At 53.2% G+C, this 24,727-nt stretch carries 21 protein-coding genes, 1 tRNA gene and 1 pseudogene; 14 read left to right on the top strand and 9 right to left on the bottom strand.

Going from position 1 to position 24,727, the window contains the following annotated elements; genetic code table 11:
- Window positions 1-268: 268 nt before the first annotated feature.
- The 8 genes and pseudogenes from nadE (at window position 269) to M2Q46_RS11765 (ending at window position 8,312) form a co-directional block, all read left to right on the top strand.
- Window positions 269-1,096, top strand: a complete 828-nt coding sequence (nadE, locus tag M2Q46_RS11800; RefSeq protein WP_302357288.1) for an ammonia-dependent NAD(+) synthetase — start codon at window positions 269-271, stop codon at window positions 1,094-1,096.
- 623 nt (window positions 1,097-1,719) lie between these two features.
- Complete coding sequence (locus M2Q46_RS11795; protein WP_021447032.1) at window positions 1,720-2,784, top strand: AI-2E family transporter; 1,065 nt, start codon at window positions 1,720-1,722, stop codon at window positions 2,782-2,784.
- Window positions 2,785-3,097: 313 nt separating this feature from the next.
- Window positions 3,098-3,182 (top strand) — tRNA-Leu (locus M2Q46_RS11790).
- Window positions 3,183-3,925: 743 nt separating this feature from the next.
- Window positions 3,926-4,150, top strand: a complete 225-nt coding sequence (locus M2Q46_RS18780; protein WP_367997725.1) for an antitoxin VbhA family protein — start codon at window positions 3,926-3,928, stop codon at window positions 4,148-4,150.
- Window positions 4,151-4,295: 145 nt separating this feature from the next.
- Window positions 4,296-5,726 (top strand): hypothetical protein, encoded by a 1,431-nt coding sequence (locus tag M2Q46_RS11780; protein ID WP_250756654.1) that lies wholly within the window; start codon window positions 4,296-4,298, stop codon window positions 5,724-5,726.
- Between the two features lie 106 nt (window positions 5,727-5,832).
- Window positions 5,833-6,606, top strand: a complete 774-nt coding sequence (locus M2Q46_RS11775; RefSeq protein WP_302357286.1) for a hypothetical protein — start codon at window positions 5,833-5,835, stop codon at window positions 6,604-6,606.
- A 518-nt stretch (window positions 6,607-7,124) separates the two neighbouring features.
- Window positions 7,125-7,283 (top strand): annotated as a pseudogene (locus M2Q46_RS11770) (DUF4236 domain-containing protein); the annotation flags it as partial.
- A gap of 111 nt (window positions 7,284-7,394) precedes the next feature.
- Window positions 7,395-8,312, top strand: coding sequence for a DUF4236 domain-containing protein (locus M2Q46_RS11765; RefSeq protein WP_302357369.1), 918 nt, complete (start codon window positions 7,395-7,397; stop codon window positions 8,310-8,312).
- A gap of 131 nt (window positions 8,313-8,443) precedes the next feature.
- On the opposite strand, the gene M2Q46_RS11760 is transcribed toward M2Q46_RS11765, so the two are convergent.
- Window positions 8,444-8,989: a hypothetical protein gene (locus M2Q46_RS11760; RefSeq protein WP_035273628.1), complete on the bottom strand. Its 546-nt coding sequence runs from the start codon at window positions 8,987-8,989 to the stop codon at window positions 8,444-8,446.
- 52 nt (window positions 8,990-9,041) lie between these two features.
- A complete protein-coding gene (locus M2Q46_RS11755) occupies window positions 9,042-9,476 on the bottom strand; it encodes a hypothetical protein (RefSeq protein ID WP_302357284.1) in 435 nt (144 codons plus the stop codon).
- An 845-nt stretch (window positions 9,477-10,321) separates the two neighbouring features.
- Between M2Q46_RS11755 and M2Q46_RS11750 the strand changes: the two genes are divergently transcribed.
- Window positions 10,322-11,356 (top strand): porin, encoded by a 1,035-nt coding sequence (locus M2Q46_RS11750; protein WP_302357367.1) that lies wholly within the window; start codon window positions 10,322-10,324, stop codon window positions 11,354-11,356.
- 146 nt (window positions 11,357-11,502) lie between these two features.
- Here the strand turns inward: M2Q46_RS11750 and M2Q46_RS11745 are convergent, their stop codons facing one another.
- The 3 genes from M2Q46_RS11745 to M2Q46_RS11735 all read right to left on the bottom strand — a co-directional run bounded on the left by M2Q46_RS11745 (window position 11,503) and on the right by M2Q46_RS11735 (window position 16,140).
- The gene (locus tag M2Q46_RS11745) at window positions 11,503-13,689 is read right to left on the bottom strand and encodes a DNA/RNA helicase domain-containing protein (RefSeq protein ID WP_083054252.1); all 2,187 of its coding nucleotides are present in this window, start codon (window positions 13,687-13,689) and stop codon (window positions 11,503-11,505) included.
- A 290-nt stretch (window positions 13,690-13,979) separates the two neighbouring features.
- Window positions 13,980-14,783, bottom strand: coding sequence for a 2,5-didehydrogluconate reductase DkgB (gene dkgB / locus M2Q46_RS11740; protein WP_083054251.1), 804 nt, complete (start codon window positions 14,781-14,783; stop codon window positions 13,980-13,982).
- A 151-nt stretch (window positions 14,784-14,934) separates the two neighbouring features.
- Complete coding sequence (locus tag M2Q46_RS11735) at window positions 14,935-16,140, bottom strand: MFS transporter (protein WP_302357283.1); 1,206 nt, start codon at window positions 16,138-16,140, stop codon at window positions 14,935-14,937.
- Between the two features lie 104 nt (window positions 16,141-16,244).
- Between M2Q46_RS11735 and M2Q46_RS11730 the strand changes: the two genes are divergently transcribed.
- The 4 genes from M2Q46_RS11730 (at window position 16,245) to M2Q46_RS11715 (ending at window position 19,719) form a co-directional block, all read left to right on the top strand.
- A complete protein-coding gene (locus M2Q46_RS11730; RefSeq protein ID WP_035271399.1) occupies window positions 16,245-17,150 on the top strand; it encodes a LysR family transcriptional regulator in 906 nt (301 codons plus the stop codon).
- 168 nt (window positions 17,151-17,318) lie between these two features.
- Window positions 17,319-18,599 carry a chromate efflux transporter gene (gene chrA, locus M2Q46_RS11725; RefSeq protein ID WP_302357280.1) on the top strand — a complete coding sequence of 427 codons (1,281 nt, stop codon included), beginning with the start codon at window positions 17,319-17,321 and terminating at the stop codon, window positions 18,597-18,599.
- Window positions 18,600-18,795: 196 nt separating this feature from the next.
- Complete coding sequence (locus M2Q46_RS11720; RefSeq protein ID WP_302357279.1) at window positions 18,796-19,317, top strand: ferritin-like domain-containing protein; 522 nt, start codon at window positions 18,796-18,798, stop codon at window positions 19,315-19,317.
- Between the two features lie 117 nt (window positions 19,318-19,434).
- Complete coding sequence (locus M2Q46_RS11715; RefSeq protein WP_302357278.1) at window positions 19,435-19,719, top strand: hypothetical protein; 285 nt, start codon at window positions 19,435-19,437, stop codon at window positions 19,717-19,719.
- 50 nt (window positions 19,720-19,769) lie between these two features.
- On the opposite strand, the gene M2Q46_RS11710 is transcribed toward M2Q46_RS11715, so the two are convergent.
- Together M2Q46_RS11710 and M2Q46_RS11705 are read right to left on the bottom strand one after the other, a co-directional pair.
- Window positions 19,770-21,332 carry a sulfatase-like hydrolase/transferase gene (locus M2Q46_RS11710; RefSeq protein ID WP_302357276.1) on the bottom strand — a complete coding sequence of 521 codons (1,563 nt, stop codon included), beginning with the start codon at window positions 21,330-21,332 and terminating at the stop codon, window positions 19,770-19,772.
- Window positions 21,333-21,350: 18 nt separating this feature from the next.
- A complete protein-coding gene (locus M2Q46_RS11705; protein ID WP_052159363.1) occupies window positions 21,351-22,328 on the bottom strand; it encodes a tripartite tricarboxylate transporter substrate-binding protein in 978 nt (325 codons plus the stop codon).
- Window positions 22,329-22,429: 101 nt separating this feature from the next.
- Here M2Q46_RS11705 and M2Q46_RS11700 point away from each other — a divergent pair, with 101 nt between their 5' ends.
- Window positions 22,430-22,954, top strand: coding sequence for a MarR family winged helix-turn-helix transcriptional regulator (locus M2Q46_RS11700; RefSeq protein ID WP_060186205.1), 525 nt, complete (start codon window positions 22,430-22,432; stop codon window positions 22,952-22,954).
- 52 nt (window positions 22,955-23,006) lie between these two features.
- Here the strand turns inward: M2Q46_RS11700 and M2Q46_RS11695 are convergent, their stop codons facing one another.
- On the bottom strand, window positions 23,007-23,468 hold the full coding sequence (locus M2Q46_RS11695) for a carboxymuconolactone decarboxylase family protein (protein WP_060186206.1): 462 nt from the start codon (window positions 23,466-23,468) through the stop codon (window positions 23,007-23,009).
- Window positions 23,469-23,558: 90 nt separating this feature from the next.
- The gene (locus M2Q46_RS11690; protein WP_060186207.1) at window positions 23,559-24,725 is read right to left on the bottom strand and encodes a CynX/NimT family MFS transporter; all 1,167 of its coding nucleotides are present in this window, start codon (window positions 24,723-24,725) and stop codon (window positions 23,559-23,561) included.
- Window positions 24,726-24,727: the final 2 nt, after the last annotated feature.

Below are 24,727 nucleotides of genomic sequence, written 5' to 3'. Positions count from 1 at the left end.
AGCTTGCTGCCAGCCGGGCGCGTAGGCACGCTCAATGTCGCGCAAGGCACCGGATGGCATGGGCTGGTTTTATGGTGCCCGAGCAGTAGCTAAGGGGCTTGTCTCAGTAAGGGCGATTTGTTTTTCTTGACTGAAGATTATATACAGAATCCATTTTTAATGAATAAGGATCCCAATTTTTTAAAAGCCCCTGATAAGGCGGTATGGCACAGCTCTCCCAGTCCTTTACAATCGAACTATTGTTCACTTTGTGTAGAGAGCCTGCGCCATGACAGATGATCAACGCGCTTTGCAAGCCAGTATCCGTGCGGAATTGGGGATCACGGATCATTTCGATGCTCAGGAAGAAATCGAACGTCGCGTCCGCTTTCTAAGTGACTATCTGCTGCGCACCGGCTGCCGTAGCCTGGTCCTGGGGATCAGCGGGGGCGTGGACTCCCTGGCAGCAGGGTGTTTGTCTCAACGAGCCGTAGAGCAGGCACGTGAGCAAGGCCATCAAGCGCAATTCATCGCCGTGCGTTTGCCTTACGGTGAGCAGGCTGATGAGAAAGACGCTCAAGGTGGTTTGAAGGTCATCAATCCTGATCAGACCTTGGTCGTGAACGTGAAGCCCGCATCGGATGCCATGCTGGAGCAATTGCTGGCCTCCGGCCTGAAGTTCCGCGATGCTGCTCAACAGGATTTTCTGATGGGCAACATCAAAGCCCGTCAGCGTATGGTGGCGCAGTACGCGATTGCTGGTGCGAACGGTGGCTTGGTGGTGGGTACAGACCACGCCGCTGAAGCCTTGATGGGCTTTTTCACCAAGTTTGGTGATGGCGCTGCTGACATTACGCCTTTAGCAGGTTTGAACAAACGCCGTGTGCGTGCCTTGGCGAGTGCGATGGGCGCTGCTGATGCCTTGGTGTTCAAAGTCCCCACTGCTGATCTGGAAAGCCTTAGCCCCTTGAAACCGGACGAAGACGCCTTTGGTGTCAGCTATGACCAGATTGATGATTTTCTGGAAGGTAAAACCATTGATGATGAAGCCATGCAGATTATCATCAAAACCTTCCGTGCTTCGGCGCATAAACGTGCTTTGCCGGTGGCGCCCTGAGCATGAGTTGAGGGGATAAAGACAGCCACAGTCAGCAGGGCTTTGTCTAAAGACGCCCCTGAATATAGAGAAACGCCCTGAGGCAACCAGCCTAAGGTCGTTTTTTTATTGCTCACAAAAAAAAGAAGTCGGGAGCTCTGCAAGAGCAGACTGAAGGCACCAGCACCAGCACCAGCACCAGCACCAGCACCAGCACCAGCACCAGCACCAGCACCAGCACCAGCACTCGCACGTGATGCCTGTTGCAGCTCTCAGGCGACTGAGGATCACAAGACTTGAACCCCTGTTGTAGATTTCAAGCTTTCGTGTGCAGCATTTAAGCTGCTTCACAGCAGCAGGAGTAGACTTGGCAAGACGCGGTGTGAGGTGCAGTTCATTAAGAGTCAGATTCGAGTCAGTCCAATCGAACCGACCGAGTCCTGATGCTGCTATCCAGCCCGCAATGATGAGTCTTGACCCTATGCAGATCGCGGGTGCCGCTTAGAGCCTGCTTCCACCTTAAAAAGTGTTATCAGCTTGTTGTAAGAAACGGGTATTCCTCGGGCTGTGATCATGCTATCGTCAAAAAACTTTCGGGCACCGACCCATGCCCAGACCAATAGACAAGAGGGTCTCCACCGTTTATGCAACCCGTCTTACCCGCATTCCTTATCGCTCGCTGGCTATTGCTGCTATTGCTGGCCGCAGGCGTCTACTTTTTAAAGGGATTTCTGGTCCCTGTCCTCGCCGCGTTGATCATAGGCCTGGCCGGTTGGCCCTTATATAAACGGCTGGTTGTACGCTGCAATGGCCGCACCGCACTGGCGGCTACATTGGCCTTGCTGGTCGTCATCGTGGTCCTGGTCGTACCTTTATCCTTGGCCTTGTCCTTTGCGATCCAGGAAGCCAGCAGCTTCATCACTTGGGCGCTGGCCGCCAACCGCTACGGCACACCGACCCCGGAATGGATCAAAGCCATGCCCCTGATGGGCGAGCGCTTGACCGAGTACTGGCAAGTTTATTTAGGCGAACCCCACGCGTTGGGCGAGCTGGTCGAGATGGTTAGCGGCCAGCATCTGGGCAATATCTACCGCATGGTACTGTCCGCTACCGGCAACGTTTTTCACCTGCTGCTGACCGTGCTGTTTATGCTGATCACGTTGTTCTTCATCTTTAAAGATGGCGACAGGCTGTTGGTGCAATTGGATATTGTTGGCGAACGCATCCTGCCAGGCCGCTGGCAGCGTTTTTCTCGGGTTGTGCCTGCTACCGTTAACTCCACCGTCACTGGGATGGGCTTGATCGCCTTGGGTGAGGGTGTGGTTTTGGGTATTGCCTATTGGATTGCAGGTGTTCCATCGCCCGTGCTCTTGGGTGTGATCACCGGCTTTATGGCGCTGATCCCCGGCGGTGCTCCCCTGTCATTCACAATGGTGTCCTTGTATTTAATAGGCTCTGGTCACCTGGTGGCTGGCGTGAGCTTGTTCCTGTGGGGCGCTATCGAGCTGTTCATTGTCGACAAAACACTGCGACCACGCCTGGTGGGTGGCCCGGTAAAATTGCCGTTCTTGCCGACTTTCTTTGGTTTGGTTGGCGGTGTGCAAACAATGGGCATCGTGGGCTTGTTCATCGGCCCGGTCCTGATGGCTTTGTTGGTCGCGATCTGGAGAGAGTGGATTCGTAACGGGCAGGCTGTGGCAGGGGACTAGGGGCTCCATACTCAGAACCAAAAAATTGAGCAGGCCAGGACGGTGTACCTGGCCTGTTTTTTTATTTGGAATCCAGGTTTGAGTATGGCCAGAAGTGGTGCAGGTGCTTGTCCGCCGAGAACCGTCCGTTAATGCTTAAGCAGTTGTGACAAAGCAGCCGGAAAACGGAGCTTCAGACGGATTTTAAGCGGGAATGTTTTCAGTGCCAGGCTAAATTTAAAAAAATTGCTGTAGCACTTGCCAAAACCCCGAGGAATCTGCGTATAATAACAATCTTTCCTTCCAAGCCTGGATTCCCAGGTTGCCATACCTAGCCCGGGTGGTGAAATTGGTAGACGCAGGGGACTCAAAATCCCCCGCCGCAAGGCGTGCCGGTTCGATTCCGGCCCCGGGCACCACTCAAAAATCCCTGGTGTTTGCAATCACTTAGCGCGATTCAAGTCATAACCCCAGTACTGGGGGATTTTCCTCAAAGTTCGCTTAGGTACAGTTTCGGTACACTGACGCAGCGCGATGCGTTCGGCTGCATATCATGCAGAGCATGGACAAGAACTGGGGGCCGGCTACTGGCGGTGCAATCAACGGTAAGCGACGCGCACGGTGGTGTATGCATCGGCCTCGCCATCGGCAGGACCATTTCTCGGTTAACTCATACTTCTCTCCGCGTTTCGCTTGGGTAACCTCTTCGGTTGCATCCCGCGTCCGTTCTTGCCGGACTGGCTGCGGGGACAGGCCCAGCGGCTTTGCCTTGTTCCTACCCCTTGCCGACAGGCTGCATGGCCTCTAGATGCGCCAAGGGGTCGGTCCGGTCCGCGCAGCCCTACGGGCGAGGACACGGCCCCTTGACGCGGCAGGAGTGCTCACACGTTGCGCCCGGGGATAGGCGTTCAGGGCCATTGGCCCGTAACCCCTGCACCAGAGGCTCCCGCCGGCGAGGGTCGAGAGTCCAGAGAGGCAAAGCCTCTTTGGGAAGTGTGCATCACGGATGACCGCCAATACTGCCGTCAATCGGGAAAACCTATTGATAGCCACAAAAACAAGACAATTTCTGCGTGAAACCTTTTTGCCTGTTTCCTCGACAAATTACCAAAAAAATCCCACACCTTGTAAAATAGCGTTACCTAAAGCACGGGAGACAACCATGGCTGAGATGGGTTCGCACGAAACGGAACTAACTAAAACGATATCCGGTGCCGAGCGCGACCGACGTATAGCGGCCGTCAATTACGCACGCGCATCAGTCGGCTTGGAGGGGTTCTCGCTCAGTGCAGCAGATGAAGAACATGCTCAACAGTTCATCGACGGGAGCATTGACCTCGAAGAATTTGTGCAACCACGTAGTGCCTTGGCAAGCTCAAAAGCTTAGTCATGACGAAGAAAATGTAGGTGGTTGAAGCTAGTGCAGGATAGGCTGTCGCCGGTTTTTGTCACTCAGTTTCAACAGTGCGCTAACAGTTTAGATTCCGGCAAAAAAGTAAAACAATCAGGGCGCAGACGCCAAGGAGGTCGCAGTGTCCGTAAAGAGCCTATCCGATTACTATGGCATTGATCCTGTAACTTTTGATAAATCAGGAGCACTCGATCCCATCTTGGGAATTGACACACGCCTTTTCATCGACCCTCGCCTATTAGATACAACGACTGCGCCTGAACTATCAGGAAGCGCGGCGAAGGTTTCTACTCATTTCTGTGATGTGCTAACCATCGTAGAAAAGATTCAGAAGACCGGTGACGTGTTTTGGCGAGCAGCTGATAAGAAACTTCAGTTTCCTGAAGTCAAAGGGCTATCTATCGGCTATACGGGAGCAGGAGTCGACGGCCGAGGCATGGGCAAAAAGACTCGGGCGAAGCTTCTAGAGACTATCCAAGAGATTATTTCTGCGGGGAACAACGATCCTGCAATATTCGAGCTTGTTGGCGTCTTTGAAGATGGAATTGGCCCTGACTTCATAAGCGACATGATTGCTACAATCATCATGCCTGATTTAATCCGCTTCACGCAGCGGGTTTGCGATGAAACAGGCATTCCTACGGAAGAGCAAAGACTTTCTCGAGACCACCAGAAAGTAAGGCTTCCTAAAAACCCATATTCAGACTCGCCGCTAGTGTTAGTTCCGAAGGATGTATTAAGGGAACTTCCAGTAGCAGAGAACATGCAAGACGTCTTCTACATTGCGGAGCAAAATGAGGAACTCAGGCGTGAGCTAAATAAATACATCGGAGAGTCTTGGCGAGGCAGAACAACTTCGGAAAAAAAATATGGATTGAGGAAGTCTTTTATAGAAAATCCTCAAACACTTAAAGACGTTGTCGCAGCATATCTGAAATTCGACATCAGCCCCTACGATTTTTCAGATGATCCATCAGGACAAGTTCTTTGGTACACAAAAACAAGAAACCTTCCTAATGAACATACTCTTCCTTTAAGTCTCCCAAAGAAACCCACAGCAAAAGATGTTCTTGGTGTTGTTAAATCAATCTGTGAGCAGTTCAGGCACCTGATTGAAGATGGGCAACTATGCAGGTTGCTTTACGACCAAGATGGCAAACCGAAGCACGAATCAGCCGCACAGCTTCTCTTCTTTGGTGTGGCATCAGCATACTGCGAGGCAAACTCTCTTGACCTCTCTCCTGAAAGCGACTCCGGCAGAGGCCCCGTAGATTTCAAGCTAAGCTCGGGGCTTAAAGGCAAGGTTCTCGTCGAAATAAAGCTCACCAGCAACAAGAATCTCCTTAAGGGTTTCCAAACCCAACTTCCGATATATCAGAAGTCGGAAAAAAGCCAGTACGGAATCTACCTTGTCTTAGACAACGGCGGAGCGACGGAACAACGGCTACTGACTTTTAGAGATGCCGTAGGAAAAACCAAGGATCACACTCTCGAGGTTTTTTGGGTCGATGGAACTCCTAAACCCTCCGCCAGCAAGGCCAAAGAATTGTAGGCCCGACGAAGACAGCAGTTAATTCATGAAGCAACCCATAAGAATGCTCTCCCTAGCCCACTTGTTATTATTTCTTAACGTATAAAATCAATACTGAGGAGTTTTCATGTCGTTCGACGCAAAGGTATTCAAAATACTAATAGCTAGCCCAGGCGATGTTGATGAAGAGCGGCAGGCAATACCCGAGGTTATTTCCAGATGGAATATAGCAAACGCAGAATCGAACTCGGTAGTATTGCTGCCGGTAAAATGGGAGACGCACTCTGCACCGTTACTTGGCGATCGAGCACAAGGAGTCATAAATAATCAAATCGTCACTTCGTGCGATATGGCTATCGGAGTTTTCTGGACGAGACTCGGGTCGCCTACCGGTGTCAGCGAAAGTGGGACCGCCGAAGAGATCGAGTGGTTTATACAAAACCAAAAGCCTGTCATGGTCTATTTTTCATCAAGAAACATAGATCCTACTAAGCTCGACATAGATCAGTACAAGGCTCTGAAAGACTTCGAAAAAAAAATGCAGAAACTTGGTCTAACTGGATCTTATACAAGCATCACTGACTTCAAGGAACAGTTATTGAATCAGATTTCCGTGAACGTACGCCTTTTGCTGTCTGGCACACCGGCTATTCCACCTACAGCTAAGGAAGTTAAAGAGAAGGCGGCATCGCTTAAGAAAATCGTCAAGGAAGGACGCATTTTCATGGAAGATTACGAGAAAGATGGTGAAATCAAATCATTCTTAGTCAAAGGCGACACCAAATCCATTAAAGAGCAACTCAAAGAACTTGGTGGCCGCTGGAACTCCACGCTCGGCGGTTGGATTTTCTCGAAGTCCAAAGAGGTAGAGATCGCTGAATTCATCAAGAAAAATGCCTGACACTGTACCTGTACTGCACCGAGTTTCGGTACAGTACAGGTACAGTGACCAGTTTTCACTAATTCAGGTAAAATACGCTAACCTACTGATTTGAAACTGGTTTTACCTATTTCAACTTACGCTAGAATTCGCCCCATTTCCCTGTAGAAACACTGTAAATCACCGACTCAAAATCCCCCGCCGCAAGGCGTGGCGGTTCGATTCCGGCCCTGGCACCATCTAAAATCTTTCTAAAGTTCAAACAGTTAGAAGATACCGTAGTGTCAGTCCCTGCTCAGGGAATAAACCCGGCACTTAAATGGATACAGAATCGGTACTGCGATGCTTACCTTTGTCTGTGATTGTCTCTATCTCGTGCCCTTATCTCTGCTTCCACTTATTCAGTGAATATGTCAGGTAGTTAGCCGCCTCTGGTTTTGAGTTAGCCTCAGCACAGTGTTATACATCCCCATCAGGTTTCTCTGCATTCCAAAACCTCTTTTGTGGAAGTTCATAAGCTTTTAAAACTATTAAAAAGCATGGAGGGAGTTGTGGCTGTACGTTTTCGACGATCGATTAAGTTGGCTCCAGGCATACGCATGAACTTGAGTGGCTCGGGCACTAGCTGGACCTTGGGGCCGCGGGGCTCAACGGTGAATGTTGGTAGGCGTGGGGCACATCTCAATACCAGTTTTTTGGGATTTTCCGCTCGTCATACCCTATATAAGGCTGCTCCTGCCCCTAAGCCGCGCCAATCTGCCCAGCAAACACAGACTTTCTCTTTGGTGTGTGGGGTCACAGAGCAAGGAATGTTGAGTTTCCATGATCAGGACGGAGAGCCTGTTTCCGAGTCGGTTGTTGAACTCGCCAAGAAGCAGAATCGCCAGGCTATCCAAAGCTTAATCCAGCGTAAATGCGATGAAATAAATAGTGAATGTGAAGCGGTGGCTAATATTCATCTAGACACTCCTGCGCCTCATATTGCACCCAAGTATGTTCCAGAGCGTTTTCTTCGTTCTGAGCCCTTGCTGCCTACTTTGCTAAGTGCAAAATGGTGGGAAAAGTTTTTCCCCAAACGTTTGGAAAAATTGAGTCAGCTCAATCAGCAGATAGCCAGCGAGCATCAACGTTTATTGGCTGCATGGAAAAGTGATCAGACTCAACATGCTTATGAGCAAGAGCAGCGGCGTAAGCTGCTTGAAGAGGATATCTATCAAGATACGGCAGCGATGGAGCAATGGCTGGAAGCTAACCTCCAAGATATCGCTTGGCCTCGGGAGACGTTGATATCGTTGGACATTGCAGAGCAGGGAGCGCATGTTCACTTGGATATCGATTTGCCGGAGATTGAGGATATGCCCTCGAAGATTGCAGCGGTTCCGGCAAGGGGCTTGAAGCTGTCTGTGAAGGATCTGCCAGCAGTGCAGGTACGTAAGCGCTATATGGCCCATGTGCATGGTGTAGGTTTCCGGATTATTGGGGAAACCTTTGCCGCTCTCCCTGCCGTTCAGTGCATCACTCTATCGGGGTTTTCTCAACGTCATGATCCGGCAACAGGGCAGTTGCGTGATGATTATTTGTACTCCGTGAGGGTGGGTCGGGAGGCATGGTCAGAGATCAATTTTGAGATGTTGCCCATGATTGATGTGGTGGAGGCACTGGCTCAGTTTGACCTTCGGCGCAATATGAGCAAGACGGGGGTTTTTAAACCTATTCAGCCCTTTTGATGGGCTGTTTTCTTCAAATCCTTTGACACTAAGACGGAGCAGTTGGAATTGTGTTTTTAAAAAGGGAGCCTGCGAACAGCTCCCTGTTGGCTTCATCAGAACATGTAGCCTTTCAAACCGGATAGGCAGAATCAAGTCGGCTTAACCAGATACCCCCTCATCCCCAAAAGCCGTGCAGGTTGTTTGGATGTCAAGTCTGATAACTTGTCATAAATATCAATAAGCGGCGTGCCCTTACTTAGTTCCAGCTCATACAAGGCGACTTTCTCCGCCTGGTATTTGGCATCAGCCATCATGAAATAGGCGGTGCTTTCTTCCGTGACCGGCTCCCGTGTATTTGAGTAGTACATCGGTCCACCTTTTAGCCAGTCGGTGATATCAACCATGATTTCGTGCAGGGCTAGTCTTTTGGGCCCTCCTTCATACACGATATCTTTCAGAAAAGCGCCAAATTCCCTTTCGTCCATTTTGCTGACGGTGTCGCGCATTGCAAAGCTGCCATGCTTAAGCTCGGTGACCTGAGCTTGTTGTTGAGCTGCGGATGAGATTGTTACTCGTGTCGAGGCTGATTCAAGAGCGGCTTGGAAGCTGGTCGTAGTAGTGCTTGCGTTGGGCGGCTGTTGATTGACGTTTGTGCCAACCAAAGCAAATTTGGGAGTTGATGAGTTGATAAGCATGGGTCACATCCAGAAGTGGGGGCTCCAGTGAGTTTATGGAGCCCCGAGAAGATCAGGGGTACGAGTAGTACACGGTCACTGTTGTGGGGACATAGATGGGTGGTCGTCCGCTACCCCAGCTTCTGACATCAAAAATGACGTAGAAAGGTTTGCTGGCATCGAGGTCATTAAAAACTCGAGTGGTCAGATCTTTGCCAAGAAAATTGACGCAGTTTGTAGTGCTGTTCCAGCAGAGTTTGTTGTTGGCCGAGATGGTGTTGACTTGAGTTCCCGACATGCCAACTTCGACACGGGTTATTCGAGAGCCGGGAGGGATGTTGTGGCCGAACCTGCTTGGGTCGTAGGTTTCCTGATAGGAGCTTAGTCTGTTCAGTTGGAATGTTTGTGTGCCCATCCAGTAGGAGCTGGCGGCGTATGTTGGGGTGATAAAGAGCAGGTTTTGCAGCAATAAAAAAATCAATGATGCTATAGAGATTCTATTTTTCACGCCATTTCCTTGCTTTTAATTAAGAGTAATTTTTAGTTTATTCGTTTGTTTTTTATTCAAAATCAAGGATTGGTATGTGAAACAGCTTTAATTCATTGTTTTCTTTTTTTATTGTTTTTTATTAGCATGCTAATAATTAAATATTAATATATTTTAATTCTATTTTTATTTATTAATTATTAATTGTCATTTATTTTAAATTTCTGTTGTTTTTAAAAAATATGACTTTTGGATTTAGCAAAATTTTTTCCCGCTTCTGACCTTAGAGGGTCAAGTAGGCAAGAAGAGAACGCTCGTCTTTAGGTAAGAGACATCAGCATTCTCCTGTAGGTATCAGGCCACTCTTCGACTGGGGGTTTAGGCGGCAAGTTATGCTGGTTTGAGTCCGGTCTTGGCACGCTCAATCCTTGTTCGCATGCCGAATCTTTGGAAGATTTTGTAGTCTAGGCGTCACGTTAGGGAATACCTCTACAACCGGCCTGAGGCTCAACTTATCGATCTATCTTTCCCAAGCGGGTGCGCATCTACGCCTATGTCTATTGCGCTCTCTTTGGCTATGTAGAAAGTTCTCAATAGCAACAAATTCAGGCAAAAAAGGCGGTAGTGCCAGTACAAGGTGTGTGCTTCTTAAGGCAGGCCCAGGAATAACCGTTATCACCCGCATCTTTCCAAACCACTTGTAAGTGACAGTAAAAATTAAAAGCCCCTAGAAAAATTGGGGTTGTTCGCTTTGCCTGTTTGTACTGTCGAAGTGGATGACACCCAGTCAGGGCTCCCCCTTAGAAAAAGGGAAGGGGGATCACCACAATACTGAAAACGATAACGGAGACACAATGGTTCTAAAGATGCCGATATTGGCAGGCGGGCTGCTGGCCGCTTTGCTGGGAATAGGGTCAACTGCCCACGCTCAATCCAATATGCAGCTGTACGGTCTGGTTGATGCCTGGGCAGGTATACATAAGCCTGTAGGAGGCAACAAGCGGGAAGGGACGGTAGGCGGGGGAGGGATGACAACCTCTTACTGGGGCTTGAAAGGCCAGGAGGAGTTGTCCAACGGTGTTCGCGCCGTGTTTGCCATGGAAGGGTTCTTTCGGCCAGAGACAGGTCAGGCGGGGCGGTTCAATGGCGATCCCATGTTTTCTCGTAGTGCTTATGTGGGTTTGCAAAGTGATGATGCAGGTACCTTGACGTTGGGGCGGTTGACTACGCCTTATTTCGTCTCCACCATTTTGTTTAACCCGTTTGGCGATTCCTACACTTTCTCCCCGTCGGTGTTTCACACGTATCTGGGGATGGAGGGCCAAGGTGTGCTGGGCGATTCGGGCTGGAGCAATGCAGTCAAGTACACCACGCCAGACTTCAATGGCCTGACGGCGAACTTGATTTACGGGTTCAGTAACGAGCCTAACAAGTCTGGGTCCAATAAATGGGGTGGCAATGCGCTGTATTTCAATGGTGCTTTCTCTGCGACATTGGCCTATCAGCAGATCAAGTTCGACAATCAGGCCGATGATCTGGAAAACATTATTGTGGGCTTTCGTCATCAGCGAGCAAGCCAGCTAGGCATGGCTTATGACTTTGATTTTGCCAAGGTTTTTACTCAGTTTCAGTACGTGAAGAACACCATCACTAGTGGCGACATCACGATGAAGGGCGGGCAGTTTGGTGTATCTGTCCCCATGGGCGGCGGCAAGGTGCTGGCTTCGTATGGTCATACTCGTAGCAGCGGGGCGAGTGACGTCAAGCGCAACAGCTGGGCCTTGGGTTACGACTATGAGCTTTCCAAGCGCACGGATGTCTATGCTGCGTATTACAGCGACAAACTGACTGGTTTGTCTCGTGGCGATACGTTTGGTGTGGGTATACGCACACGCTTCTAAACGGTTCACTGCGGTAGAAGGCAAGCAGACGACATGCCCGTAGACGTGTCGTCTGCTTTTTTTTGCTTAATCTTCCCTTCGGTTATCTTTCCTCTTCCTGAGCTTGCGTAGATCAATACCTGTATTCGGCAAAACACAGGCATTGTTCAGCTCAAAACCCTTATAAATTCGCCCACTACCCGATAGCGATATTCGGCGTCTTCATTGAGTTCAATCGCTTCAAACGTAAGTTGGGTAGAGCGGGGCTTTAATAAGATCTTCTTATGCTCCCAGCCCTCTGCCGTCTGGGTTTTGATGCTTTCATATTCTTTGACGGTGAATCTTGAGCCATCGTCGCTATCCTGAGCAGACAAGCACTCCACCAGAACAATCTTGCCGTTCCGGCTTCCGCCTGGATCCTGGCGGAAAAGACAGAGCGAGCCACTAGGGATGATCTTGTTCATGGATTCGCCCACGACCCGGCAAGCGAACATATCTTGTTTTGCCTCCATCCCTTGCGGCAGGCCTATCCATTCCTTGTCTTCTACGTGTTGCAATTCACTGAAGCTGCCAGCGGCGGCTTGCAGGTCATAGAAGGGAACGGCATTGACCCAGGGCACCAACGTTGGTGCAGGCAAGAGCTCTTGGGCTGGGGGAGCCTGGTAGCTGGGGATATGTTGCTTGAGATAGGCCCGCAGCGCCGGGTCACAGGCATAGACGTAAGTGCCCCTGATGCCCCGAAGCATGATGGTTTTGTAGATGTTGAGGATGTACTGCTTCAGTTCTTCTGTGCTTTTTATGGTTTGCTTGCCGTTTCGATCCAGATAGTTTTTTTCGTTGATCGTGATCTGATTCGTGTCGGCGTCGTAGCCAATCTCTGTTCCGAAAATGATGCCGGTGTAGTTCAGGTCGTATCCTTGGGTGGTGTGAATACAGCCAACCTCATCTTCTGCCCCGGTCGTGTTAATCCAGTCCGTATTGGTTCGATTCCAACGCAGTTTTACATTGTCTATTTCAATGTCATAAAGCGTGGAGTCTTTTTTCGAATGCCATGGCCAGGCATATCCGGCTACCAGGCGGGCCAAGCCGTAGGTTTGGTTTTTCTGTTCAATGACTTGAACAAGATCAGCGATGTTTTCAAAGAGCAAAAAGTCATATTTTTTTGAACGATATTGCTCTTGGGCTGCAAGCTGGATGTTCAGAAGCCTGTCGATGAAGTCGACATAGTCCTGGCCTGCTTGGACGCGAAACTGAGAAGTCAGTGTCATGACTTTAGCGTCAGGTGATTGCTTGATCTTTTGAAAGTCTGCTGCGTTGGCGTCCGATGGTTTGATGGACTGATCGGGGTCGTAGAAAAAAATGGCCTTTTTAGCCTGTTGGGTCACCCAATCCACTTCGCTGCAGCTTTCTTTATCCAAACCCAAGTCGGTGCAGACCTTGTCGAATATTCCATAGTAGGAACCCAGGTTGACTCGTTTGCGGAGTCGATGGGACTCGTCCACCAACACGATATCGTAAGTTTCCCGAGCCAGTTGTGACGGACTGATCACCATGTCAGGGTGCAGGCCAGCCACGTTCTTGAATGCCCGTTTCAAGGTGGCGCGGAATGAAGCCATAGGCACTACCAAGGCCATTCGGGGGGTAGGGAAACGTTGTTTTAGCTGGCAGAGTAGTTCACGTAGCTCGTTTTCCTCTTCGGAAAACTCCTGAAGATTCAGTTCCGCTTCATCGGTATGGATCAGCTTGAACAGGAAAATAGCGAGAACCGACTTTCCGGTGCCTGCTCCGCCTTGAACGACCAGATGGCGCAGATTGTCATCGAGCAGAGCGCGCATCATTTCTACCAGGCTTTGACGCTGGTCGAAAGATAGCGCTTTGTATGGGGAATATTTAAAAACGTCGGAGTTATCAATCGACTCTAACGAATGCCTGGCTATGCCTTGGCCACGGAGTTTGTCCCACGTCTCACGAAAGATCTGCGTGTAGACCTCATCTCTTTGGTAATAGTTGTGATCGGACAGGCCTAAATTGCCATTGAGCAATTCGAAGCAACCATCTGCTGCCATGTATTTGATCAACGCTGATTCAATATCTAGCGTAGCGGACTTGTTAAAGCGTGAGCTGCTGATCAAATGGGCAGTAGTGAGCATTTTCTTATGCTCATGCTGTAGATGCGTATTCAGACGGGTCAGCGCACTGCTTGTTTCACCCACATAGGCTCGGCGTTTGGCTCCGTCACTGAGGATATAAACCAAAGGCCAGTTACCGACGGCATAAGCGTTATTTCTTATGTCCGCCAAAGCCGCTGGTGAAAACGAATATTGGTTTATTTCTACAAGATGTGGCTGACTCATGGCTCTGGAGTAATGATCTTTATTCTCTGGTAGGTTTTGCTCAGTTATTGTCCGTTTGGCATGGCTTGTAAATCATAGCCTATTGGATGGAAGAGGCCTTGGTATCTGTTTGTCTTGACTCAGGCAGGGGCTAGCAGCAAAGGCTTGGCGAGAAATGTGGTGTGTTTTCTGAAGGATAGAAAAGAAAATGCCCCAAAAAGGGGCATGTTTCTAGCGTTCTGTGCAGATGTTTTTCGAGCTAGGCTTGGTTTGCTTTTTTCAGCGAGTCTAGCCGCCCACTGGTGTTGGCCTCAATCCCAAACCGGCGCCAAACCCTCCGGATCAACCAAACGCTCCCCGCGATCCAGCTCTGCAATCTTCTGTAGATCCTCCGCATCCAGCTTCAGCTCGCCAGCCTTCAGGTTGCTTTCCAGATTCGCCCGTTTGGTCGACGAAGGAATCACCGAAAACCCTTGATGCATCGCCCAGGCCAGTGCCACTTGGGCCGCAGTCGCTCCATGTTTAGCTGCGATCTCCTGCAACACCGTATCCTGCACCGCCTTGCCGTAAGCCAAGGTCATGTAGGACGTCAGGTGCACGCCTTTCTCCCGTGCAAAGGCAGCCAGCTTGGCGTTTTGCAGGTAGGGGCTGATTTCTACCTGGTTGGTGGCGATGTTTTCTGCGCCAATGGCGTTGATGGCTTCGTCCAGCAGAGCGATGGTGAAGTTGGACACGCCAATCTGGCGGGTCAGGCCTTGTTCGCGTGCTTGCTGTAAGGCTTGGAGCGACTCTTTTAAAGGCACAGCGCCTTGTGGCGACGGCCAGTGGATCAAGGTCAGGTCTACGTGGTCGGTGCGCAGTTTCTCCAGGCTGGCTTTCAGGCTAGGGATCAGTTTGTCGGCAGACAGCTCGTCGATCCAGATCTTGGTGGTGATGAACAGTTGGTCCCGAGGCACTCCGGATTCGGCAATGGCTTGGCCAACTTCAGCTTCGTTCTCGTAGATCTGGGCGGTATCGACGGCGCGGTAGCCAACGTCCAGGGCGGTGCGTACCGAATCAATGGCAGCTTGTTCTTTCAGGCGGAAGGTGCCGACGCCGATTTGTGGGATAGACATAGTGGTAACTCCATTTGAGTAAATTTGTACGGTTAGCAAGAGCCGCCCGTTGATGCGTATGGAGGAACGCTTCCAGTGCTGATTGCGGGAGCGTTCTCGTTGCTTTGGTGAAGCTGTATTGCTGGGCTGATGCGTTGTTGGGGCTTGATGCTTAGCAAACCGCCAGGGGTCTTGCCTTTACGTCCAGTTGATCTTCTTGATCTCGCTGATCCAGTTTGCCGGCCCAGACGGTCAGGCCCAGGGCTAGCAGGACTACGATGGCACCGATCCAGGCGGTATGAATCAGGCCGACGTTGGCGACGATCAGGCCACCACTCCAGGCTCCGATTGCAATTCCGATATTGAAGGCGGCGATGTTCAGGCCGGAGGCCACATCGACTGCTTCAGGGACAAAGCGTTGGGCCTGGTTAACAACATAGATCTGCAGTCCGGGGACGTTGCCAAATGCCACACCACCCCAGGCCAGTACGGTTGCCAGCATCAACCAAGGGTTGCCGGCGGTAAAGGTCAGGGCCAGCAGGACGATGGCCAGCAGCAGGAAAATCAGTTTCAGGGCGGGGATGGGGCCGCGTTGATCGGCCAGCTTGCCACCCCACAGATTACCTCTGGCAACTGACACCCCGTAAGCCAGCATGACGCCGCCCACGGCGTGAATGGAAAAGCCCGTAATCTGTTCCAGCATGGGCGCCAGAAAGGTGAAGGCAATGAAAGAGCCGCCGTAGCCCACCGCTGTCATTGCGTACACCAGCAACAGTCGCGGTTGGGCGAAGACGCGGATTTGTTGACGCAGTGTGGCCGGTTTGCTGTGTACTACGTTCTTGGGCACAAAGAGCAGGCTACCCAGGAAGGCGATCACACCCAGGGCTGAGACAGCCAGGAAGGTGGTGCGCCAGCCGAACTGCTGGCCGATAAAGGTGCCCAGCGGTACGCCCGTCACCAGGGCAACGGTCAGGCCGGTGAACATGATGGCAATGGCGCTGGCGGCTTTTTCTTTGGGGACCAGGCTGGCCGCAATGGTGGAGCCAATGGAAAAGAACACGCCGTGAGCCAGGCCGGTCAGAATACGGGCCACGATCAGGGATTCATAACCTGGTGCTTGCCAGGCCACCAGGTTGCCGAGGGTGAACAGGGCCATCAAGCCCAGCATCAAGGCTTTGCGGGGGACCTTGCCGGTCAGGGCGGTCAGGACGGGGGCGCCTATGGCAACGCCCAGGGCGTACAAGCTGACCAGCAGGCCGGCAGAGGGCAGGCTGACGGCCAGGTCCGCCGCGATGGTAGGGAGAAGGCCAACGATCACGAACTCTGTCGTTCCGATGGCAAAGGCACTGATGGTCAGCGCCAGTAAAGCTATAGGCATGATGGCATCCTTGCGTGGAGCATTGCAGAAGATGCCATTGTGTTCTTGATGATTTAGTCTAAAAAGTCCATATTGGTCGAAATACATTTGATTTAAAGTCAATAATGAAAACAACTCTGGATGAAATGCAGGCATTTATAGCCGTGGTGGATGCCGGTGCCATCTCGCGGGCGGCCGAGCATCTGGGGCTGACGGTGTCGGCGGTCAGCCGCACATTGAACAGGCTGGAGGAGAAGCTCAACACCACCTTGCTACGGCGTACCACACGGCGCTTGGAACTGACGGAGGAGGGGGCGGTTTTTCTGGAGCGAGCCCGATCCATTGTGGCCCATGTGGAGGAGGCGGAGGAGGATCTGGCCATACGCCGGCAGCAGCCAGTAGGGCGCTTGCGGGTGGATGCGGCCTCGCCTTTTATTCTGCATTGCGTGGTGCCGATTGTGCGCGGCTATAAGGAGCGTTATCCGCAGGTCAGCCTGGAGCTGACCAGTAATGAAGGATGGATTGATCTGCTGGAGCATCGCACGGATGTGGCTATTCGGATTGGTCGGCTCAAGGACTCTACCTTGCATGCGCGACCTATTGGCAACACGCGTCTACGCGTGATGGCTTCACCTGCTTATCTGGAAAAGCACGGTCATCCGCGTGACGTGGCCGACCTGGATAATCATGTTTTGCTGGGCTTTACCCAGCCGCTATCCCTGAATGAATGGCCCTTGCCTGCGCAGGACGGGATGCCGGTGCATATCAAGCCAAGTATTGCCGCTTCCAGTGGGGAAACCTTGCGGCAATTGGCGCTGGATGGCGTGGGGATTGTGTCGTTGTCGGACTTCATGACGCACCGGGATCGCGAGGCAGGACGTTTGGTGCAGTTGTTCCCGAAACGCACGCTGGAGATGTGTCAGCCTATCAATGCGGTGTACTACCGCAATACGGCTTTATCGGCGCGGATTTCCACGTTTGTAAGCTATCTGAGCGAGTGCTGGGAGGCAGGGCTGGGTGGGTCGAAATAGCGCGTGATGAGGACGGTTCTGACGTTCTACATCACAGTATTCATATGTTGCCAGGCTAAGGTGTCTGTAGCTTGTCTATCGGCGCTAAGCAGAAAACTAATCAGCAGTAAAAACAGGTGGTGCAGATGACGTGTGCCGGATGTTGATCAAGGGGGGGAACAGGCAGCAATGAATAATTCGAACGAACCTGTGCAGACACAGACACAGACACAGACACAGACACCCACATCAGTACCGGCAGAAGTGCAGAGGCAGGCGTCGGGTAGGCCAGGCAGCCCGCTGGAGGTCTTCTGGGCCTTCCTGAAACTCGGGCTGACTTCGTTTGGCGGCCCGATCGCGCACCTGGGTTATTTCCGTACCGAGTTCGTAGAGCGCCGTCGCTGGCTGGATGATCGCAGCTACTCCGATCTGCTTGCCCTGTGTCAGTTCTTGCCGGGTCCGGCCAGCAGCCAGGTCGGGATGGCGCTGGGGCTGGGGCGTGCCGGGTGGATGGGTTTGCTGGCAGCCTGGACCGGCTTTACCTTGCCATCGGCCATTGCATTGATTTTGTTTGCCATGGGATTGGCGGGACAGCAGGGGATTGCAGAGTCTGCGTGGGTACATGGGCTCAAGATTGTGGCGGTAGCAATTGTGGCCCAGGCGGTGTTGGGAATGGCCCGGTCTCTATGTCCTGATCGATCTCGTGCTGCATTGGCGATGGTGGCTGCTTTGTTAAGTCTGGCCTTGCCCTCGGCCTTTGGGCAGGTCCTGGCCATTGCGGTGACAGGTTTGATCGCATGGTGGAAATTGGACTTTGCTCAAGCAGGAGTGGCTCAGGCTCATTCGTATCCGGTGTCTCGCAGGGTAGGGATGGCTGCCCTAGTGGCTTTTGTCGGGCTCTTGCTTGCTTTGCCTGTGTGGGCTGCGGCAACAGGCTCATCGATTGTTCAGTTACTGGAGGGGGTGTACCGATCCGGGGCACTGGTCTTTGGTGGGGGGCATGTTGTGTTGCCGCTCTTGCAGGCCTCTGTCGTACCGACAGGAATGGTCAGCAATGCGGACTTGATGGTGGGTTATGGGGCGGCGCAAGCAGTGCCGGGCCCCCTGTTTACCTTCGCGGCTTATATCGGGGCGATGGCTCAATGGCCCTTGCAAGGCTGGCTGGGGGGCATGGCGCTGTTGGCACTGATTTTTATCCCGGCGTTCTTGATTCTGATTGGCGTCCTGCCTTTTTGGGAAGGGCTGCGACATCGGGCTGGCGTGCGCACGGCGATGGCAGGGATTAATGCAGGGGTGGTCGGCATCCTGGGGGCCGCGCTGTATGACCCGGTATGGACCAGTGCCATTCATGACAAGGCGGATTTTGGCTTGGCCTTGCTCTTGTTTGGCTTGTTGACGGTGGGGCGTGTGCCGCCGGCGTTGGTTGTGCTTTTGGCGGGGCTGGGCGCCTTTCTAATGTCGATTATTTAAGTGTTTTGCTTGCCGTGCGTGATTGCCTGGCTTCATTTTTTCGGTCCGGAATGTGTGGGAGCTGATTCAAGAGAAAGCAGGTAGCTGTTTGGTGTTTTTCAAGGTGTGCGCGGGGCGCTGGCACCTTGGGAACGCCATATGCTGGGTATCAGTTGCTTGTCGCAGTTGCGGCAAGGTAAACCGACAGGAGAATGTCATGGATACCAATAAATCACGCGCGGACAAACACTTGATGGACTGGCTTCGAGACGCGCATGCAATGGAAGAACAGGCTGAGACGATGCTCAACAGCATGCTCTCGCGGGTGGAGAACTACCCGGAGTTGCATCAGCGCATTCAGCAACATATCAAGGAAACTCAGACACAGCAGGGGCTGGTGCGCGAATGCATAGAGCGGCGCGGTGGGGATACGTCCTTGCTCAAAGACCTGGGCGGGAAAGTTATGGCAGCGTTTCAGGGCTTTTCCGGGATCTTTGCCTCTGATGAGGTGGTGAAAGGCACGATGTTCAGCTTTGCCTTCGAAAACCTGGAAATTGCGGCTTACAGCCAGCTCAAGGAGGCCGCTGATTTTGTGGGCGATACGGAGACGGCGATGGTGTGCCATCAAATCCTGGAGCAAGAGCGCGCGATGGCTCGTTGGCTGGAAGGGCACTCACCGGAGTTGATACGGATCTTTCTGGCTCGTGCCAATGAAGGTCATAGTCAGGCCAAGCCTTAGTCCCAGCCTGTTCATGGCCTCGCCCGACAGGCTAGTAGCTTGGAGGCGAGCACCAAGGCCGCCAGGCACGCTGTTTGCTGGAGCCTGTCTGCGCAACCTGATCTATGGAGAGTCCGCATGAGTCCCACACGTAAAGACAGCACCGAACATCCGAATCCAGCTAAAGCACCGGAGCCCAGCAGCGAATCCCAAGTGGATATTGCCGGGCGGGTGCAGGAAGACCTGAAGGAGGCGAATGAACGCGGCAAAGACAAGGAGCGAAGGCGGCCGGTAGACCATAAAGCTACGCAGTTTGATGGTTCTCCGAATCCGGAACCCGATAAGAGTCCGTATTTGTTCAAGCCACATGACGATACGCCCGCCATCTTGCCCAAGCGCCGCGGTCCGAAGAACCCGGACTAGGAAGGGGGCAAGCGCTTGATGCTACACGCTTGCCCTTTCTGCTCCTGGGCTTACCACTGCCCGAAAAATACCCCTGCTTTTTTATACGCATTGGTACCGCGCTCTACTTCTTCGTCCGTCACGGTCGTTCGGCGTTTCAGGCTTGTGAACCACTGCAGCAAGCGCTCCCGACATTCAACCCGTACGTCTTCGTGGTCTGGAGATTGGCCCAGGTCGTTGAACTGCTCAGGATCGGCATGCAGGTCATAGAGCTGCTCAGGCTCGTCCAGCCAATACACATAGCGCCAGCGGTCACTGCGCAGGGACCAGGCTCTGGCATTGGATGGTGATTTATCGCGTATCACGCGCGCCAGGCGATAGCTGTAATCCAGTTCGGAAAAAACGCAGTCGCGCCAAGGGGGCTGGGTGCCATGTAGCAGGGGCAGCAAGTCTCGTCCCTCAAGTCTGTGGGAGGCCAGCGGCAGGCCCAGCCACGAGAGCATGGTGGGCAGCACATCCACGGCTTCGACCATTCTGTTATCGACTGTTCCCCGCGTAGCATTCGCCTCCGGTGACGGGTCGTAGACGATGAAAGGTACACGCTGTACGGTGTCATAGAACAGCTCTTTCTCGCCCAGCCAATGATCGCCCAGGAAATCCCCATGGTCGGCCGTGAAGATGATCAGGGTGTTGTCCATCAGGCCATTGCGGGACATGAAGTCGAACAAGCGGCCCAGGTGGTCGTCCAATTGGGTAATAAGGCCCTGGTAGGCGGGTCTGACCGTGTTGATGCAGGTTTCGCTGGCGAAACTGACGCATTCCTCTTGCTGGCGGTAGGCCTCTACGACCGGATGCGCATTGCTTAATTCGGCCTCATTGCGCACTACGGGCAGGCATTGCTCGGCGCTGTACATATCGTGGTAGGGCGCAGGAGCGATATAGGGCCAGTGTGGTTTGACGTAGCTCAGGTGCATCACCCAAGGTTCATCCCCCATGCGCTCCATGAAGGACAGGGCCTGGTCCGTCATATAGGCCGTTTCCGAGTGCTTTTCCTCTACCAGGGACGGGTAGCAAGCATTGCGCATGTGCCAGCCACTGACTGGCTGCCCATCGGGCCCGTGCGCAGAGATGACAAAGTCTGTCCATGGGTCGTCGGATTCATAACCATGACGTCGCAGGTAAGCCGGGTAGCCGCTTTCTTCTCCCGGTTCGTGGTGGCCGTCGTAACGGTCTATCTCTTCAAACCCCCCTGTTTTAAGCAGGCGGGCCAGTTCGCTGCCACCGTCCAGTGCCAGCCGTTCCAGCCCCTTGTGGTCGACCATGATGTGGGTTTTGCCCGCCAGCACGAGTTTGTGTCCACCGGCGCGCAAATACTCGCCCATGGTGACTTCGCCTACCGACAAGGGCACGCGGTTCCAGGTGGCTCCGTGCGTCGATGGGTAGCGGCCTGTGTAGTAGCTCATGCGGGATGGGCCGCAGACACCGGAATTGACGAAAGCGCGGTCAAAGCGAACCCCCTTGGCGGCCAAAGCATCCAGATTGGGGGTACGAATATGAGGGTGGCCGTAGCAGGCCAGGTGATCAGCCCGCAGCTGATCAGCCATGATGAACAGGACGTTCTTGCGTTGTGTCATGTTGTCTGTGTTGCTGGTTTATTGCGTGACTTTGAAGCCGGAAGCCTGAATGACCGGAGCCCATTGCTGGCGGAATTGTTCAATGCGGACGCGGGTTTCTTCTGCATCGGCAGATACGGGGATCAATTCATTTTTCAGCAGTGTTTCTTGCAGGGCCGGGTCGCTGGTGACTTCTTTAATGGCCGTGCCCAGGAAGGCGACTTTATCGGCTGGCATGGAGGCCGGGGCAAAGAAGGCGTTCCAGCCTGAGGCTTCCAGGTCCACACCGGACTGTTTCAAGGTAGGTACATCTGGCAGGGTGGTCTCTCGTTCGCTGCCCGAGGTGGCCAGAATGCGGATGCGCTTGCCCTGGTGCTGAGACGTCAGTACATCCAGCGTATCGATAGCCAAGGGCAGTACGCCGCCGATCAAGTCTGTAATGACTGGGGCCGAACCGCGATAGCCGATGATCTCGCCCTTGGAGCCAATTTGCTGGGATAGCATCAGGCCGAAAAAGTGCGGCAGGCTGCCGGTGGCCGGGACGCCAATATTGAAGGCACCGGGATGCTCTTTAGCCCAGGCAATCAGTTGGTCCATGGTTTGAATGTCGCTGTCTGCCGACACCGCTACCCCAAAACCGTATTCAGTCACCATGGAAACGGCCTGAAAGTCGGTGTCGGGTTTGTAGGGGATGTCATTGAAAACCAGGGGGGCGACGACCATGACGGCGGGGTTGGCCAGGATCAGCACATTTTTGTCTGCCGCCGTACTTTTGACATACTGGGCGGCAATCCGCCCCCCGGCGCCGGTTTTGTTCTCGACCACAATGGGAATACCCAGTTTCTTGTGCAGACCGTCCGACACAATGCGTGCGGCCCGGTCAGACGCGCCTCCGGGCGCATAGGGCACAACGACAGTCAGGGTTTCAACGGGGCTTGCTGCGTGGGATAAACCAGTGAACAGCAGTCCTGACAGCAGACAGCTTGTTACTGTGGCGCGAAGGCGGTTCAGGGCCATGATTTGTCTCCTTTTTTTTGATTTCCATCAGTTTTTACCGCAGCTTACCAAGGGGGCTGATAGTTGTTCTAATCAAGTATCTTCAAGGTTAAAGGTCTTCTATGGTCAGCCCCCCCAAGTCTTCTTCTGCCTTGGCAAGCACCGCAGACGGTGGTCCTACACTTCCGGCCATGATGATGTTCCAGCTGTATCGGGCCTGGTCGGCTGGCAACCCGATTTTCATTCGCTTGTGCGAGGGGCGATTCAATATCACCCGTCGTGAGTGGCGTATCTTGGCTATCGCCTGTATGCATCCGGCCCTGACAGGGTCTGCACTGGCGCAGGCGGTTGCGCTGGATGGGGCTCGCTGTTCGCGAGCTGTCAGTTCTTTGTGTGAAAAAGGCTTGTTGAAGCGGACTCGAGACACGCTGGATACGCGCGTGGTTCATATTTCTGTCACCGAGTTGGGCCGGCAGCGCTACGGAGAAATGATGCCCATCATCGTGTCCTTGAATGCAGAGATTTTTCAGGATCTTAGCCAGGCAGAGATGGTGGCGCTAAGTAGCATGCTCGATAGAATTACAAGCCGGGCCGCTGCCATGCTGGAGAGCAATGTGGTGCAGGAGCGGGCCCGTCGTAATCGGTAATTCGTCTGGGGTTGAGGACTTACGGTTGCGCTTGTATGGGGACAAGCGCAGTTCAACCCTCCACATACGGTGTTTCAGGCACCTGTGTATGAAAGCTGGCGTTGAGCATGTTCCAGGCGCGAATCGTTCCAACGACAAAGGTCAGCTCGACGATGGCTTCATCACTGAAATGCTGCCGAGCCAGTTCAAAGTCTTCGTCGCTGGGGCTGCGTTGGGGCAGCGCGTTGACGGCTTCTGCCCAGTTAAGCGCGGCGCGTTCGGGCTCGCTAAAGAAGCGGGTGGCTTCGCGCCATCCCGAAAGCGCATTAATGTGCCTTGGGTCTGCACCTTGCCTGATCAAGTCGGCCCAGTGCATGTCGATACAAAAGGCGCAGCCATTGATCTGGCTGATGCGCAGGTTCACCAACTCTTTCAAGCGTTTGTCCAGGGTGCAGCCTGCCGTAAATGAAGCTCGGCCCAGAGCCTTGGCCGATTGTGGGGCCAGTGTGTAGTAGTCAAGTCGGGGAGTCGACATCGTTATGTCCTTTCTGAAGAATGAGTGGGGCAATCGTGTAGTGCTTGTCGCGGAGAGATCAGGCTTGTTACGGGTGTTGTGACCGTCTGGCTAAGCCCTCAGCGCCGGGTGCTTGCTGTGCCATCCGACGATGAAGGCCATTGCTGTCGCCCAGGCGACAACCAGCACTGCGGCGGCGGGCCAGCCGTGCCCATCGACGGCGCGGCCCACCAGTAACGGTCCGAGCGCCACTCCCATATTGCTGCCTTGCATTAGCAGTCCCACTGCCAGGGCGGCCTGAGTTGGATTCCTTGTCACTAGTGGAACTGCAGACAGCAGGCTGGCTGGAATCAGGCCGCCCACTGCGGAGAACAGGAGGCATAGCGCCAGTGTTGGTATGGACCCGAACACGGGCAAGAATATGCCCGGGGCACACGCCCCCATCACGAGGGCGACCCATAGGCAAAGTACACGTCGGGACACTCGCCTTAGAATCCGATCGGCGCAGAGGTTTCCCAGCACATTGGCAAGACAGGCTAACGCCGCCAGCATGCCTGCGGTAGTAGGGCTTGCCTGCATGCGCTGTTGCAGTAGCACCGGCAAGAATGAAAAGAGCGCAAAGAACATCAAGCTATAGAGCAGGAAAGTGATAGCCAAAGGGGCTGAGCTAAGAACATGACCCAGACGGGCGCAAGGCGCTGGCGCCAGTTGGCGTGTTGGAAGCGCTGGGGTTAGCCGCATGACCAGCACGGTGATCATGGCCGTTAACACAGCCGTAAAGAGCCAAATATCGCGCCAGTTGCTAAACCAGGGCCCGGTAAGCAGGGCTAAAGCCATACCGCCTGGCATGAAACAACTCCACAGAGCAAGGGCTTTGCCTTGGTCCTGTTTATGTGTAATCCGCGCTATTAGCGTCGGTCCAGATACGGTGATGAGCAGGAAACCCAGGCCTTCCACTGTTCGCGCGACCATGAGCATAACGATGCTGTTCGTTGGCACGGCGGCAACTGCGCCTGTTGTCATGGTCAGAAGTCCTATGATCAACATGCGTCTATCCCCCGCTCGTGCCACTGCCGAACCGGCTGCTATGCTGCCCAATGCACCTAATACCGCGAAGGTGGCGCCCAGGCTTCCTACTTCCGCCAGGCTCAAACCCAGCTCAGACTGCAAGTGCGCTGCGGCAGTCGCCACCTTCCCGAGGTTGTAGGCGCAGGCTACCCCGGTTATGAAGACTACCCAGACCGCTCGCCAGTCAGTGTGTGTCTGGTGGGAAGGCATGT

The organism is Alcaligenes sp. YSL9 (genome assembly GCF_030515105.1).
GTDB classification, from domain to species: domain Bacteria; phylum Pseudomonadota; class Gammaproteobacteria; order Burkholderiales; family Burkholderiaceae_B; genus Alcaligenes; species Alcaligenes phenolicus.
This window is presented reverse-complemented; position numbering and strand designations above follow the sequence as displayed.

What these genes read in the sequence shown, in the direction of transcription:
- M2Q46_RS11720 (WP_302357279.1), top strand. Translation starts at nt 18,796, where the DNA reads ATGGATACCAATAAATCACGCGCGGACAAACACTTGATGGACTGGCTT.
- dkgB (WP_083054251.1), bottom strand. Translation starts at nt 14,783, where the DNA reads ATGTCTATCCCACAAATCGGCGTCGGCACCTTCCGCCTGAAAGAACAA.
- M2Q46_RS11750 (WP_302357367.1), top strand. Translation starts at nt 10,322, where the DNA reads ATGCCGATATTGGCAGGCGGGCTGCTGGCCGCTTTGCTGGGAATAGGG.
- M2Q46_RS11705 (WP_052159363.1), bottom strand. Translation starts at nt 22,328, where the DNA reads ATGGCCCTGAACCGCCTTCGCGCCACAGTAACAAGCTGTCTGCTGTCA.
- M2Q46_RS11715 (WP_302357278.1), top strand. Translation starts at nt 19,435, where the DNA reads ATGAGTCCCACACGTAAAGACAGCACCGAACATCCGAATCCAGCTAAA.
- M2Q46_RS11775 (WP_302357286.1), top strand. Translation starts at nt 5,833, where the DNA reads ATGTCGTTCGACGCAAAGGTATTCAAAATACTAATAGCTAGCCCAGGC.
- M2Q46_RS11695 (WP_060186206.1), bottom strand. Translation starts at nt 23,468, where the DNA reads ATGTCGACTCCCCGACTTGACTACTACACACTGGCCCCACAATCGGCC.
- M2Q46_RS18780 (WP_367997725.1), top strand. Translation starts at nt 3,926, where the DNA reads ATGGCTGAGATGGGTTCGCACGAAACGGAACTAACTAAAACGATATCC.
- M2Q46_RS11690 (WP_060186207.1), bottom strand. Translation starts at nt 24,725, where the DNA reads ATGCCTTCCCACCAGACACACACTGACTGGCGAGCGGTCTGGGTAGTC.
- chrA (WP_302357280.1), top strand. Translation starts at nt 17,319, where the DNA reads ATGAATAATTCGAACGAACCTGTGCAGACACAGACACAGACACAGACA.
- M2Q46_RS11700 (WP_060186205.1), top strand. Translation starts at nt 22,430, where the DNA reads ATGGTCAGCCCCCCCAAGTCTTCTTCTGCCTTGGCAAGCACCGCAGAC.
- M2Q46_RS11745 (WP_083054252.1), bottom strand. Translation starts at nt 13,689, where the DNA reads ATGAGTCAGCCACATCTTGTAGAAATAAACCAATATTCGTTTTCACCA.
- nadE (WP_302357288.1), top strand. Translation starts at nt 269, where the DNA reads ATGACAGATGATCAACGCGCTTTGCAAGCCAGTATCCGTGCGGAATTG.
- M2Q46_RS11710 (WP_302357276.1), bottom strand. Translation starts at nt 21,332, where the DNA reads ATGACACAACGCAAGAACGTCCTGTTCATCATGGCTGATCAGCTGCGG.
- M2Q46_RS11735 (WP_302357283.1), bottom strand. Translation starts at nt 16,140, where the DNA reads ATGCCTATAGCTTTACTGGCGCTGACCATCAGTGCCTTTGCCATCGGA.
- M2Q46_RS11795 (WP_021447032.1), top strand. Translation starts at nt 1,720, where the DNA reads ATGCAACCCGTCTTACCCGCATTCCTTATCGCTCGCTGGCTATTGCTG.
- M2Q46_RS11765 (WP_302357369.1), top strand. Translation starts at nt 7,395, where the DNA reads ATGTTGAGTTTCCATGATCAGGACGGAGAGCCTGTTTCCGAGTCGGTT.
- M2Q46_RS11760 (WP_035273628.1), bottom strand. Translation starts at nt 8,989, where the DNA reads ATGCTTATCAACTCATCAACTCCCAAATTTGCTTTGGTTGGCACAAAC.
- M2Q46_RS11730 (WP_035271399.1), top strand. Translation starts at nt 16,245, where the DNA reads ATGAAAACAACTCTGGATGAAATGCAGGCATTTATAGCCGTGGTGGAT.